The organism is Variovorax sp. PvP013 (assembly GCF_050435945.1).
Taxonomy (GTDB): Bacteria; Pseudomonadota; Gammaproteobacteria; order Burkholderiales; family Burkholderiaceae_C; genus Variovorax.
This window is the reverse complement of sequence record NZ_JBNDLF010000004.1, coordinates 206,231-219,693: the sequence shown is the minus strand read 5'-3', so window position 1 is coordinate 219,693 and position 13,463 is coordinate 206,231. Positions and strand designations below refer to the sequence as shown.

Sequence of the window (13,463 nt, the reverse complement as noted above, 5' to 3'; positions counted from 1 at the left end):
GAGCTTAGGTCCGCCGTGCGGCCAGGGGCCCTGGGGAATGTCCGGTGCGCAGGCCGGCGCCTGTCCGCTGCGCGACGCGCCTCAGGGCGCTCGCGCCCCCCGGATCGGCGGTCTGGCCTCACCCCTCGTCCCGTTCTTCCCGTCCTTTCCGTCCTTGTCCTTCCCACCCCCGAACAACCGCTCGATCTGCTGCCCGATGCGCGCCCCGATCGCCGTGCCGACGCCGGGCAGCACCGCCGTGCCCACCGCCGCGCCGGCGAGCGCGGCGCCGGTGAGCGACAGCTCGGGGCTGTCGAGCGTGCCGCCGAGCTTGAGCGGCACGCCGACCACGCCGTCGACGATGTCCACCGCCGCCTCGCCCTCGAGCCGGCGGTTGAGGATGCGCGCGTTGCCCGTCGCGGTGAGGATGCCCGAGCGCGCCTTCAGGTCGCGGTAGTTCAGCTCCACGCCGTCGTCGGTGGTGCGCGTGTCGAGCGTTCCGGTAAGCTGGTCGAGCGGCGTGCGGCCGCCGCGCGTGGTGCCGGCGCTCTTCACGGCGCGGGCGAGGTCGAAGCGCGTGAGCGTGGCCGGCCGCACGTCGAAGCGGGTGCGCGTGCGCAGGCCCCGCCACAGCGCCGGCACGGTGTCGCCGGTGGCGTCGAAGGTGGTGTCGCCGCGCAGCGTGCCCGCCACCGGGGCGCCGCGTCCGAAGGTCTGCAGCAGCAGTTCCAGGTCGATCCGCTGCGGCTGCAGCTGCCCGGTCAGGGTCATCCGGCCCTCTGGCGCCGTCTGCAGGGCCGCGTCGCCGTTCCAGGTGCCGTTGGCCAGCTCGACGATCACGCGCCAGCGGTCGGTCTGCGGGTCCTCGCGCTCGATGCGCGCCCGCGCGGGCGGCTCGACCTCGCGGCGGCGGACCTCGGCGGTGCGCGGGCGCCAGTGCGGGTCGAATTCGGCCTCGCCGTCGTAGCGCAGGGCGATGCCCCGGCGGTCGATCCAGGTCAGGTCGGTGAAGCGCGCGCGCGGCACGGGCGTGTCGGCCACCTTCCAGGCGCCGGTGGCCTCCGACACGCCGGCGCCGCCCTTGCCGCGGAAGGCCCGTACCGAGCCTCGCGGCAGGGCGATGCCGTCGGCCTCGACCGCCTCCAGGCGCAGCTCGCGCGCGAAGACCGCGCCCCACGGCATCACGGCCGAGGCGCGGCGCACGCGGATGGGCTCGTCCTGCACGGTGGCGACGTCCTCCACCACGACGTTCGGGCGCGGCCACAGCGACCAGTGCAGGCGGCCGATCCTCAGTCCGATGCCGGTGCGCTCGTCGAACTCCCGGATCACGCGCGCGGCGACCTCGTCGTCGCCGGGCAGCTTCCAGATCGCGAATCCCGCCGCGACGGCGGCCACGGCCCCCAGCGCGAGCGCACCCAGGGCCAGTCGTCGTCGAACGGGTGATGTCATGACGTACAGCTTAAGGGTCAACGCGGGCGTCCCACGGCCACGGAAGCGACGGCCGCCGTCGCTATAGTTTTGGGTCCCCGTCCCGCCCCTCCTCCCCTTCAGGAATCCGCATGGCCATCTGGCAAAAAACGATCTCGCTCGACCTGCTCAACCAGGGCGCCCTGAACACCGCCATCTCGCGGCTGGGCATCGAGTTCACCGAGGTCGGCGACGACTTCCTGCGCGGCCGCGTGCCGGTCGACGAGCGCACGGTCCAGCCCTACGGCCTGCTGCACGGCGGCGTGTCGGTGGTGCTGGCCGAGACGCTGGGCTCCAGCGGCGCCTACTACGCCGCGCCCGAGGGCCACCGCGCCGTCGGCCTGGACATCAACGCCAACCACCTGCGCGCGGCCACGGGCGGCTGGGTCACCGGCACGGCGCGGCCGGTGCATCGCGGGCGCACCACGCACGTCTGGCAGATCGACATGACCAACGACGCGGGCGAGCTCACCTGCGTCTCGCGCCTGACGATGGCGATCCTGCTGCCGCGCGCGGAACGCTGACATGGGTGCCCTCTTCCAGTGGCGCGAGGTCCGCGCCCCCGCCGACGGCGCCGTCGTCGCTCCCGACGAGCGCCTGCCGTGGCCGCAGACCGCCGTCATGGGCGTGCAGCACGTGATCGCGATGTTCGGCGCCACCGTGCTGGCGCCGATCCTCATGGGCTTCAACCCCAACATCGCCATCCTGATGAGCGGCGTGGGCACGCTGATCTTCTTCTTCATCACCGGCGGCCGGGTGCCGAGCTACCTCGGCTCGAGCTTCGCCTTCATCGGCGTGGTGATCGCGGCGAGCGGCTACGCCGGGCCGGGGCCCAACGCCAACATCGCCGTCGCGCTCGGCGGCATCGTCGCCTGCGGCGTGCTCTACGTCGCCATCGGGGCGCTGGTGCAGGCCATCGGCACCGGCTGGATCGAGCGCTTCATGCCGCCGGTGGTCACCGGGGCGGTGGTGGCGGTCATCGGCCTGAATCTGGCCAACGTGCCGATCAAGAACATGGCCGCCGGCAACTTCGACGCCTGGATGCAGGCCATGACCTTCCTGTGCGTCGGGCTGGTGGCGGTGTTCGCGCGCGGCATGGTGCAGCGCCTGCTGATCCTGGTCGGCCTGCTGCTGGCGACGGCGGTCTACGCGGTGCTGACCAACGGCCTCGGGCTGGGCAAGCCGGTCGACCTCGGCGGCATCGCCGCCGCGGCGTGGTTCGGCCTGCCGGCCTTCACGGCGCCGGTGTTCACCGGCAACGCCATGCTGCTGATCGCGCCGGTGGCCATCGTGCTGGTGGCCGAGAACCTGGGCCACCTCAAGGCCGTGACCGCCATGACGGGGCGCAACCTCGACCCGCTCATCGGCCGCGCCTTCATCGGCGACGGCGTCGCCACGGTGGTCAGCGGCATGGCCGGCGGCACCGGTGTGACGACCTACGCCGAGAACATCGGCGTCATGGCCGCCACGCGCATCTACTCGACGGCGGTGTTCGTGGTGGCGGCGGTCATCGCGCTGCTGCTGGGCTTCAGCCCGAAGTTCGGCGCGCTGATCCAGGCCATCCCGCTGCCGGTGATGGGCGGCGTGAGCATCGTCGTCTTCGGCCTGATCGCGGTGGCCGGCGCCAAGATCTGGGTCGACAACCGGGTCGACTTCTCGCAGAACCGCAACCTGATCGTGGCGGCCATCACGCTGATCGTCGGCACCGGCGACTTCACCCTGAAGTTCGGCCAGTTCGCGCTCGGCGGCATCGGCACGGCCACCTTCGGCGCGCTGATCCTGTGGGCGCTGCTGGGCCGGGCGCGAAACGCCTGATCGCATCGACGTGACGACCCGGGGCCGGGGATCGGGCGGCGGCGGCGCCAAGACCCCGGGTGCCGACCGAACACCGCGCTATCGCCGGCCGGCCCGCCCCGTTAGACTTCTCCGCTTTTCGGACGAATTCATCCCATGGCCGATGCTTCAGCCGCGCGCACCAAGGCGGTTTTCGAATTCAAGAGCGCCACGCTGCCGCTGATCGCGGTGATCCTGAAGACGGCCGACCTGCGGCTGCTGGCGGCCGCGCTGCAGGAGCAGCTGGCCGATTCGCCGGACTTCTTCGAACAGGAACCGGTCGTCATCGACCTCTCGCAACTGCCCGAGCACCAGGGCGGCGGACCGCCGGCGGCCATCGACTTCCGCGTGCTGCGCGACCTACTCGCGCGCTACCAGACCCAGCCCATCGCCCTGCGCGGCGGCAGCGACGCCCACAACGCCGCGGCGCGCGCCGCCGGCCTGTCGATCGCCGCGATGCCCGTCGCCCCCACCCCCGGCGCCCGCGCGAGCGCGCCGGCCCCCGCCCCGGCCCCGGCCGCCGCGAGCGAGCCCGTGCAGATCGTGCGCGAGGTGCCGGTGCCCGGCAGCACGCTGGTCATCGACAAGCCGATGCGCTCGGGCCAGCAGGTGTATGCGCGCGGCGGCGACGTCATCGTGCTGGCGGTGGTGAACTTCGGCGCCGAGGTCATCGCCGACGGCAACGTCCACGTCTACGCGCCGCTGCGGGGCAAGGCCATCGCCGGCGCCCGCGGCGACACCAGCGCGCGCATCTTCACGACCTGCATGGAAGCCCAGCTCGTGGCCATCGCGGGCATCTACCGCACCTCCGAAGTCGACCTGCCCGCGCACCTGCAGGGCAAGGCGGTCCAGATCCATCTGGACGACAAGAAGCTCTTGATGGACGCCCTCCTCTGATGGCCCGTCCCAAGACAACCCAACAACCGAAAAAGCGTACAAGGAACAAATCGATGGCCAAGATAGTGGTGGTGACCTCCGGCAAGGGCGGCGTCGGCAAGACGACCACGAGCGCCAGCTTCTCGACGGGGCTGGCGCTGGCCGGCAAGAAGACGGCCGTCATCGACTTCGACGTCGGACTGCGCAACCTCGACCTGATCATGGGCTGCGAGCGCCGCGTGGTGTACGACCTCATCAACGTCATCCAGGGCGAGGCCAACCTGACGCAGGCGCTGATCAAGGACAAGCAGTGCGACAACCTGTTCGTGCTGGCCGCCTCGCAGACGCGCGACAAGGACGCCCTCACGCAGGACGGCGTCGAGCGCGTGCTCAAGGAGCTCTCGGCGATGGACTTCGACTACATCGTGTGCGACTCGCCCGCGGGCATCGAGACCGGCGCCCTGATGGCGATGCACTTCGCCGACGAGGCGCTGATCGTCACCAACCCCGAGGTCTCCTCGGTGCGCGACTCCGACCGCATCCTGGGCATGCTCGGGAGCAAGACCAAGCGCGCCAAGGACGGCGCCGAGCCGATCAAGGAGCACCTGCTCATCACGCGCTACAACCCGCACCGCGTGGCCGGCGGCCAGATGCTGTCGCTCGAGGACATCCAGGACATCCTGCGCATCAAGCTCATCGGCGTCATCCCGGAATCGGAGACCGTGCTCAACGCCTCCAACCAGGGCGTGCCCGCCATCCACGACAAGGGCACGGACGTCTCCGAGGCCTACACCGACGTCGTGGCGCGCTTCCTCGGCGAGGACCGCCCGATGCGCTTCACCGAAGCCGAGAAGCCGGGCTTCTTCAAGCGCCTGTTCGGAGGCAAGTAAGCCATGTCCTTCCTCTCCTTCCTTCTGGGCGAAAAGAAGAAAACGGCCACCGTCGCCAAGGAGCGGCTGCAGATCATCCTCGCCCATGAACGCTCGGGCCTGAGCGCCACCAAGCGACCGGACTACCTCCCCGACCTCCAGCGCGAGCTGATGGCGGTCATCTCCAAGTACGTCTCGATCAACCCCGAGGACATCAAGGTCCATCTGGAGCGGCAGGACGACCTCGAAGTGCTGGACATCAAGATCGAGCTTCCCGAAAGCGCACCGACGCCGGCGCCGGCGCGCTGACCGTCCCCCCGCGCGGCGCCGGGTCGCGCAACCTTGGAGAGTGCATCGATGAGCGAGTCGAAATCGCTGGACTGGAACACGCCCGCGGCGCCGCCGGCCGCGGAGAGCCCCGGGATCGGGACCGCCCTGACGTCGCGCGTCGTCACCACCGCCGAGGACCTGCTGCGCGCCATCGCGCGCCAGGCGCGCATGCCCATGGTGCGCATCGGCGAGGCGCTGGTCTCGCTGGGCATGATCACGCCCGAACAGCTCGCCGAGGCGCTGTCGCGCCAGCAGCTCGACCGGCGCGTGCCGGTGGGCGAACTGCTGGTGAACAGCGGCGCGGTCTCGCGCGCCGACCTGCAGGTCGCGCTGACGCGCAAGATGGGCTATCCGCTGGTCGACATCGACGTCTTCCCGGCCGACGCCGAGGCCTTGCGCAAGCTCGGCTACGCCACGGCGCAGCGGCTGCAGATCATGCCGCTGCTCATCCACGAGGGCCGGCTCGTCATCGCGATGGACGACCCGTCCAACCGCCACAGCGCCATCGACGAGGCCGAGTTCAACGCGCAGATGAAGATCGTGCCGGTGCTGGCCCAGTGCCGCGACCTCACCCGCGCGCTGCACACCGCCTACGACCGCATCGGCGCCCTCACCGACAACCGCTTCGCCGGCAACGCTCACCTGCAGCCGCTGGAGTTCGCGCCGGGCAACACCGAGGACCTCCTGCTCACGCTCGAGAAGGAAGGCACCCAGGACAGGAACGACGAGGACGAGCCGATCGAGCAGTCGGACAACTCGCTCGTGCGCATGATCAACCGGATGATCGTCGACGCCCACGAGAGCGGCGTCTCCGACATCCACATCGAGAGCTATCCGGGCCGCGAGAAGATCCGCATCCGCTTCCGCAAGGACGGCCAGCTGCGCACCCACCTGGAGCTGCCGCCGAACTACCGCAACGCCATGATCGCGCGCGTGAAGATCATGTGCGACCTCGACATCAGCGAGAAGCGCAAGCCCCAGGACGGCAAGATCAACTTCGCCAAGTTCTCGCCGCAGCACAAGATCGAGCTGCGCGTGGCCACCATCCCGACCAACAACGGCCTGGAGGACGTGGTGATGCGGATCCTGGCCTCGGCCAAGCCGATCCCGCTGGAGAAGCTCGGCCTGTCGACCAGCAACCTCGAGCGCCTCAAGCGCGCCGTCGAGCGCCCCTACGGCATGGTGCTGTGCGTCGGCCCCACGGGCTCGGGCAAGACCACCACGCTGCACTCCGCGCTCAGCCACATCAACCTGCCCGAGCGCAAGATCTGGACCGCCGAGGACCCGGTCGAGATCACCCAGGCCGGCCTGCGCCAGGTGCAGATCAACCCGCGCATCGACTGGACCTTCGCCAAGGCGCTGCGCTCCTTCCTGCGCGCCGATCCGGACGTCATCATGGTGGGCGAGATCCGCGACGAGGAGACCGCCAAGACCGCCGTCGAGGCCTCGCTCACGGGCCATCTGGTGCTCTCCACGCTGCACACCAACAGCGCGCCCGAGACCGTCACCCGCCTGCTCGACATGGGCATGGACCCGTTCAACTTCGCCGACTCGCTGCTCGCCATCCTGGCGCAGCGGCTGGTGCGGCGGCTGTGCCCGCACTGCCGCACCAGCCGCCCCGCCACGCCGGAGGAGGCCAACGAGCTGCTGGCCGACTACCTGCACGCGTTCGGCGGCGAATCCACGCCCACTGAGCGCGAGGCCGTGCTCGCGTCGTGGTCCCGGCGCCACGGCAAGGACGGCCGCATCCAGATGCATGCGAGCGCCGGTTGCCCGGAATGCGAGGGCACCGGCTTCAAGGGTCGCGCCGGCCTGCACGAGCTGATGGTGATCTCGCGCGAACTGCGCCACCTCATCCAGACCGGCGCCCGCGCCGAGGCGCTGCAGGCCACCGCCCTGCGCCAGGGCATGCGCACGTTGCGCCAGGACGGCATCGACAAGGTGCTCGCCGGCGTGACGACCATCGACGAAGTGCGCGCCACGAGCAACGCGTGACGGTGCCGCGTCCGATCGAATTTCCGATCAGCAGGCAGATCACCTTTCTATTCACACGATCAATCAGTTAACCTTAACTCACAATTACATCGTGTGAGTAAGTGTGCCGCGCGCATTCCGCCCAGGTAACTCCGAGGATCCGAGTTGAATTTCGACAAGATGAAGATGTGCCATGCGGGTCATGGCAGGTGGGCGCGTGCCGGGCTGTGGATGGCGCTGCTGCTGGGGCTCCAGGGTTGCGCGGTGGTCACCGCGCCGGGTTTCGGCTACGCCGACGCGGGCACCCGCACCAGCGTGCCGCTGGGCCAGTACGTGGCCGGCGACCCGGACAATCCACCCCAGGGCGTGGTCGTGCCGATCACGCGGGAGCTGATCCAGGCCCAGAAACTGTCGCGTCCGCGCGACGTCGCGCCGGAAGTCAAGGCGCTGTTCGGCACCCCCAAGCCCTATACCATCGGCCCGAGCGACGTCGTCGGCATCGTGGTCTACGACCACCCCGACCTGCTGCCCCCGGCCACCGCCGTCATCAGCCAGCAGGTCGACCCCACCGGCATCAGTTCGGCGCCCGGCTTCATCGTCAGCGCGGGCGGCGAGGTGAGCTTTCCGTACATCGGCCGCGTCAAGGTCGCGGGCCTGACCGAGATCGAGGCGAGCGACATGCTCGAGCGCCGGCTCGCCAAGTACATCCGCGAGCCGCAGGTGTCGGTGCGCATCGTGTCGTTCCGCAGCCGCCGCGCCTACGTCGAGGGCGAGGTCCGCACTCCCGGCCTGCAGCCCTTCACCGACGTGCCGATGACGCTGCCCCAGGCGCTCAGCCGCGCCGGCGGCATCACCGCCACGGGCGACCGCGCGGTGGTGCACCTCACGCGCAACGACATCACCACGCGCATCGACCTCATCGCGCTGGAGGAACTGGGCATCAACCCCAACCGCATCCTGCTGCAGAACGAAGACCTCATCACGGTGCGCAGCCGCGAGGAGAACAAGGTCTACGTGATGGGCGAGGCCACGGTGCCCGCGGCGCTGACCATGAACAACGGCCGCCTGTCGCTCAACCAGGCGCTGGGCGAGGCGCGTGGTCCCGACCGCACGACCGGCAACACGGCGCAGATCTACGTCATCCGCAACAACGCGCAGGGCGACCCGGCGCTGTTCCACCTCGACGCGGGCTCGCCCGCCGCGCTGGCGCTGGCCGACAACTTCGCGCTCAAGCCGCGCGACGTGGTCTACATCGACCCGGTGCCGCTGGTGCAGTGGAACCGCATCATCAGCCTCATCCTGCCGAGCGCCCAGGTGCTCTACACCGGCAGCCAGATCTCGACGACACGATGAAATCCGTACTGGTGGTTTGCATCGGCAACATCTGCCGCAGTCCGATGGGCCAGGCCCTGCTCGCCGCGGCGGCGCCCGACCTCGAGGTGACCTCGGCCGGCACCGGCGCGCTCATCGGCCAGGGCGCCGACCCCATCGCGCGCGAACTCATGACCGCCCGCGGGCTCGACATCGAGGGCCACGTCGCGCGCCAGATCAACCAGGCGATGTGCCAGTCCGCCGACCTCATCCTGACGATGGACAACGAGCAGCGCCGCTACATCGAGGCGCGCTTCCCGTTCGCGCGCGGCCGGGTGTTCCGCCTGACCGAGACCCTCAAGCTCGACGTGCCCGACCCCTACCGCCGGGGACAGGCCGCCTTCGACCACGCCTACCGCCTCATCGATGCCGGCGCCACCGCCTGGGCCGAGCGAATCAAGCACTTCAAATGACCCCCTCCGCCACCGCATCGACCCTGGCGCGCGCGTCCCACGCGCCGACGCCCGCACCCGCCTCCGCCCCGGGCGGCCGCGACGACGAGATCAACCTCTCCGAGTACCTCGACATCCTGGTCGATCGCAAGTGGCTGGTCGCCGGCGTCACGGCGCTGGGGCTGGCGCTGGGCGTGGCCTACGCGCTGCTGGCCACGCCGGTCTACCAGTCGAACCTGCTCATCCAGGTGGAGGACAGCGGCCCCGACGCCAAGGGCTTCCTGGGCGACGCCACCAGCCTGTTCGAGGTGAAGACGCCCGCGACCGGCGAGATCCAGATCATCCGTTCGCGCATGGTGCTGGGCAACGCGGTGGACGCCACGCGGCTCTACATCGACGCCAAGCCGCGCTACCTGCCGGTCGTGGGCGAATGGCTCGCGCGCCGCGCGCACGACCTCTCGACGCCCGGCTTCCTGGGCATGGAAGGCTACGTCAGCGGCAACGAGGACATCGAGGTCGACCGCTTCGACGTGCCGCCCGAGCTGGAGGACGTCAAGCCCTTCACCGTGACCGCGCTGGGCGAGGGCCGCTACCGGCTCGACCACGAGGACCTGCGCCAGCCGCTCGACGGCGTCGTCGGACAGCCGCTGCGCTTCGCCGGCGATGCCGCGACCGGTCCGATCGACATGCTCGTCACGCGGCTCGACGGCCGACCCGGCGCGCAGTTCACGGTGGCGCGCGCCTCGCGCCTGGCCACCATCGAGAACCTGCAGAAGCGCCTGCAGCTGGGCGAGCAGGGCAAGCAGTCGAACGTCATCACCGCCACGCTGGAGGACAGCGACCGCGGGCGGCTCACGACCATCCTCAACGCCATCGCCGCCGCCTACGTGCGCCAGAACGTCGAGCGCAAGGCCGCCGAGGCCGAGAAGACCATCGGCTTCCTGGACGCCCAGCTGCCCGAGTTCAGGAAGCAGGTGGAGGCCTCCGAAGACGCCTACACGCGCTTTCGCAACAAGAACGGCACCATCGCCCTGGACGAGGAGGCCAAGGGCGTGCTCGGCCAGACGGTCGAGCTGCAGACCAAGCTGCTCGAGGCGCAGCAGCAGCGGCGCGCGCTGGCCGCCAAGTACACCGACATCAACCCGCGCGTGCTGACCATCGACGGCCAGATCGCGGCCATCAACCGCGAGATCGGCACGCTCAACAACCGCGTGAGCCGCCTGCCCACGATCGAGCAGGACGCGCTGCGGCTGGAGCGCGACGTGCGCGTGAACAACGAGCTCTACAAGTCGCTGCTCAACAGTTCGCTGCAGCTGCGCCTGGTCAAGGAGGGCAAGGTCGGCAACGTGCGCCTGCTCGACCGCGCGGTGCCCCCCAAGATCCCGGTCAAGCCGCAGAAGCCGCTGATCGTCGCGCTGGGCGGGGTGCTGGGGCTGCTCGCCGGCGTGGCGCTGGCCATCGTGCGCAGCCTGTTCATGGGCGGCATCCGCAACCCGCAGGAGATCGAGGCCCACACCGGGCTGAGCGTCTATTCGGTCGTGCCGTTCACGCAGGAGCAGCTGCTCATCGAGCAGCGCATCGCCGCCAAGACGCCGGGCCTGCAGCTGCTGACCGTCTCCAACCCGGAGAGCCCGCCGGTGGAGAGCCTGCGCAGCCTGCGCATCGCGCTGCAGTTCGCCACGCTGGAGGCCGGCAACAACCGCGTCATGATCACCGGCGCCACGCCCGGCGTGGGCAAGAGCTTCATCTCCGCCAACTTCGCCGCCATCATGGCCATCGCCGGCAAGCGCGTGGTCCTGATCGACGCCGACATGCGCAAGGGTCACATCCACCAGCAGTTCGGCACCACGCGCGAGAACGGGCTGTCGGAGCGGCTGGCCGGCATGATCGACGACACGCAGGCGATCCGCCGCGAGGTCATCCCCAACCTCGACCTGATCACCACCGGCAAGCTGCCGCTCAACCCGGCCGACATGATGATGTCGGAGACCTTCTCGAACCTGCTCGACACCCTGTCGGCGCAGTACGACCTGGTGGTCATCGACACCCCGCCGGTGCTGGTGGCCGCCGACGCCGCCGCGGTCGCGCCGCTCGCCGGCGCCGTGCTGCTGGTCGCGCGCGCCGACCAGACCCAGCTGGGCGAGCTCAACGAGAGCGCCAAGCGCCTGGTGCAGGCCGGCAAGCCCGCCTCCGGCGTGATCTTCAACGCCATGGACATGACGCGGCGCCACTACGGCAGCTACAAGTACGGCGGCTACCGCTACACGGAATACAAGTACAAGGCCACCTGATCCGGGCCGGCCGCGCCGGCGCCGGCCTCAGCGCGCCGCCAGCAGCGGCGGCAGCCGTTCGGCCAGCAGGTCGATCACCGCGCGCGTCTTCGGCGGCTGCGCGCGCGCGTGCAGCCAGACGGCGTGGAGCGCGTAGCCGAAGGGCCGCGGCTCCTCGAACACCCGCAGCAATCGCCCGTCGGCCAGCGCGTCGGCCACCAGCCACGCCGGCAGGCGCGCCAGGCCCACGCCCTGGATGGCCGCCAGCGCGGCCACCTCCAGGCTGTCGCAGCCGAAGTCGAAACGCGACGGCACCGCGAAGTCGACCAGGCGCCCGGCCGCGTCGTGGAACTGCCAGGGATGGGGACCCGTCGGGCGCACGTAGCCGACGTAGGCGTGCGCGGCGCGATCGGCCGTCAGCGCCCGCAGGTCCGTCGGTCGGCCGTGCGCGGCCAGGTAGTCGGGCGACGCGTACAGACCCATCCACTGGTGCCCCAGCAGGCGCGCCGCCAGCACCGCGCTGTCGCCCAGCGGGCCGCTGCGCACGGCCAAGTCGATGCCGTCCTCGACCAGATCGACCCGCCGGTCGCTGAAGGACACGTCGAAGGCCAGCGCCGGGTGCGTCCGGCCCAGCTCCAGCAGCAGCGGCGCCACCCGCGCACGCCCGATCAGCGCCGGCACGCTCAGCCGCACCCGCCCGGCGGGCGCCGTCCGCCCGGCCTCGACCGCCGCGTCGGCCGCGTCCAGCTCGGCCAGCGCGCGGCGGCAGCGCTCGTAGTAGGCCTGGCCGTCGTCGGTCAGGCGCTGGCTGCGCGTGGTGCGGTGGAACAGCCGCGTGCCCAGGCGCGCCTCCAGCCGCGCCACGCTCTTGCCGACGGCCGAGCGCGTCAACCGCAGGCGCTGCGCCGCCAGCGCGAAATTGCCGGCCTCGACCGCCGCCACGAAAGCCTCGATGCCGTTCAGGCGCTCGCTCATTGGTGAATCCTGGTTGTCATTCAAGGGAGAAAAAGGCGCCACTGCCGACGCCTGAGCCCCAATAGCATGACGAATCCGTTCACCGCTTTCAACGCTTTCAATCGAGGAAGGAAACCGTCATGACCGACACCCTGCATCGCTGGCAGATCAGCCGCTTCGACCGCCGCACGCTCGAACGCGTCGAGGCGCCCCTGCCCTCGCCCGGACCCGGTCAGATCCTGGTGCGCGTCGAGGCCGCGTCGCTGAACTACCGCGACCTGATGCTGACCGACGACCGCTACGGCTGGACGCCGCCGCTGCCCTTCGTGCCCGGCTCCGACCTCGCCGGCACGGTGCAGGCCGTCGGTGCCGGCGTCACGCGCTGGAGCGGTGGCGAGCGCGTCGTCGGCACCTTCGCCGCCGGCTGGCTCGACGGCGAGGCGCCGGCCGAAACGATCGCGCTCGGCGGCCCCGGCCCCGGCGCGCTGGCCACGCACGTGCTGCTCGACGCCCAGTGGGCCGCGGCCGCGCCGGCCTCGCTGAGCGCGGCGCAGGCCAGCACCCTGCCCTGCGCCGCGCTCACGGCCTGGTTCGCGCTGGTGGAGACGGGCACGCTGCGCGCCGGCCAGACCGTGCTGGTCCACGGCACCGGCGGCGTGGCGCTGTTCGGCGTGCAGTTCGCCCGCCTACACGGCGCGCGCGTCGTCGTCGTCTCGGGCGATGCCGACAAGCGCCGGCGCGCGCTGGACCTGGGCGCCACGCACGCCCTCGCGCGCGAGAGCGACTGGCCGGCCGAGGTGCGCCGGCTCACCGGCGGGCGCGGCGCCGAGCAGGTGCTGGAGACCGTCGGCGGCGCCAACATCGGCCGCTCGCTCGAGGCGCTGGCGCAGGGCGGCCGGCTGTCGGTGATCGGCGTGCTCGACGGCGGCGAGCTTCGCGGATCGGCCTTCGCCGCCATCCGCAGCCGGGGCACCATCCAGGGCATCAGCGTCGGTCACCGCCGCGCGCTGGAGGACATGGTGCGCGCCATCGACGTGAACGCGCTGCGGCCGGTGATCGCCGCCGAGTACGCGGCCGACGCGGTGCCCGAGGCCTTCGCGCACCTGGAGCGCGGGGCCTTCGGCAAGGTGGTGGTGCGGTTCTGAGGG

Annotated in this window: 12 protein-coding genes; 10 read left to right on the top strand and 2 right to left on the bottom strand. The window is 70.9% G+C overall.

Annotated elements, in window-relative coordinates; genetic code table 11:
* Window positions 1–81: 81 nt before the first annotated feature.
* Window positions 82–1,428, bottom strand: a complete 1,347-nt coding sequence (locus tag ABID77_RS13890; protein ID WP_429596729.1) for a hypothetical protein — start codon at window positions 1,426–1,428, stop codon at window positions 82–84.
* A 110-nt stretch (window positions 1,429–1,538) separates the two neighbouring features.
* On the opposite strand from ABID77_RS13890, the gene ABID77_RS13885 reads away from it, so the two are divergent.
* The 9 genes from ABID77_RS13885 (at window position 1,539) to ABID77_RS13845 (ending at window position 11,382) form a co-directional block, all read left to right on the top strand.
* Window positions 1,539–1,970 (top strand): hotdog fold thioesterase, encoded by a 432-nt coding sequence (locus ABID77_RS13885; protein ID WP_429596726.1) that lies wholly within the window; start codon window positions 1,539–1,541, stop codon window positions 1,968–1,970.
* Between the two features lies 1 nt (window position 1,971).
* Entirely contained in the window at window positions 1,972–3,261 is a 1,290-nt protein-coding gene (locus tag ABID77_RS13880) for a solute carrier family 23 protein (RefSeq protein ID WP_429596723.1), read from the top strand.
* 135 nt (window positions 3,262–3,396) lie between these two features.
* The gene (gene minC, locus ABID77_RS13875; RefSeq protein ID WP_429596720.1) at window positions 3,397–4,176 is read left to right on the top strand and encodes a septum site-determining protein MinC; all 780 of its coding nucleotides are present in this window, start codon (window positions 3,397–3,399) and stop codon (window positions 4,174–4,176) included.
* Window positions 4,177–4,229: 53 nt separating this feature from the next.
* A complete protein-coding gene (minD, locus tag ABID77_RS13870; RefSeq protein ID WP_429596717.1) occupies window positions 4,230–5,045 on the top strand; it encodes a septum site-determining protein MinD in 816 nt (271 codons plus the stop codon).
* Between the two features lie 3 nt (window positions 5,046–5,048).
* Window positions 5,049–5,333 (top strand): cell division topological specificity factor MinE, encoded by a 285-nt coding sequence (gene minE / locus ABID77_RS13865; RefSeq protein ID WP_429596715.1) that lies wholly within the window; start codon window positions 5,049–5,051, stop codon window positions 5,331–5,333.
* Window positions 5,334–5,381: 48 nt separating this feature from the next.
* Window positions 5,382–7,349, top strand: a complete 1,968-nt coding sequence (locus ABID77_RS13860; RefSeq protein ID WP_429596712.1) for a GspE/PulE family protein — start codon at window positions 5,382–5,384, stop codon at window positions 7,347–7,349.
* A gap of 144 nt (window positions 7,350–7,493) precedes the next feature.
* Window positions 7,494–8,681 (top strand): polysaccharide biosynthesis/export family protein, encoded by a 1,188-nt coding sequence (locus ABID77_RS13855; RefSeq protein ID WP_429596709.1) that lies wholly within the window; start codon window positions 7,494–7,496, stop codon window positions 8,679–8,681.
* Window positions 8,678–9,112 carry a low molecular weight protein-tyrosine-phosphatase gene (locus ABID77_RS13850; protein WP_429596706.1) on the top strand — a complete coding sequence of 145 codons (435 nt, stop codon included), beginning with the start codon at window positions 8,678–8,680 and terminating at the stop codon, window positions 9,110–9,112. The genes ABID77_RS13855 and ABID77_RS13850 overlap by 4 nt, the downstream gene beginning before the upstream one ends.
* On the top strand, window positions 9,109–11,382 hold the full coding sequence (locus ABID77_RS13845) for a polysaccharide biosynthesis tyrosine autokinase (RefSeq protein ID WP_429596703.1): 2,274 nt from the start codon (window positions 9,109–9,111) through the stop codon (window positions 11,380–11,382). Before ABID77_RS13850 ends, ABID77_RS13845 begins: the two co-directional genes overlap by 4 nt.
* Window positions 11,383–11,409: 27 nt before the next feature.
* On the opposite strand, the gene ABID77_RS13840 is transcribed toward ABID77_RS13845, so the two are convergent.
* Window positions 11,410–12,336 carry a LysR family transcriptional regulator gene (locus ABID77_RS13840; RefSeq protein ID WP_429596700.1) on the bottom strand — a complete coding sequence of 309 codons (927 nt, stop codon included), beginning with the start codon at window positions 12,334–12,336 and terminating at the stop codon, window positions 11,410–11,412.
* A 119-nt stretch (window positions 12,337–12,455) separates the two neighbouring features.
* Between ABID77_RS13840 and ABID77_RS13835 the strand changes: the two genes are divergently transcribed.
* Window positions 12,456–13,460, top strand: a complete 1,005-nt coding sequence (locus ABID77_RS13835; protein ID WP_429596697.1) for a zinc-dependent alcohol dehydrogenase family protein — start codon at window positions 12,456–12,458, stop codon at window positions 13,458–13,460.
* The last annotated feature ends 3 nt before the right edge of the window (window positions 13,461–13,463 follow it).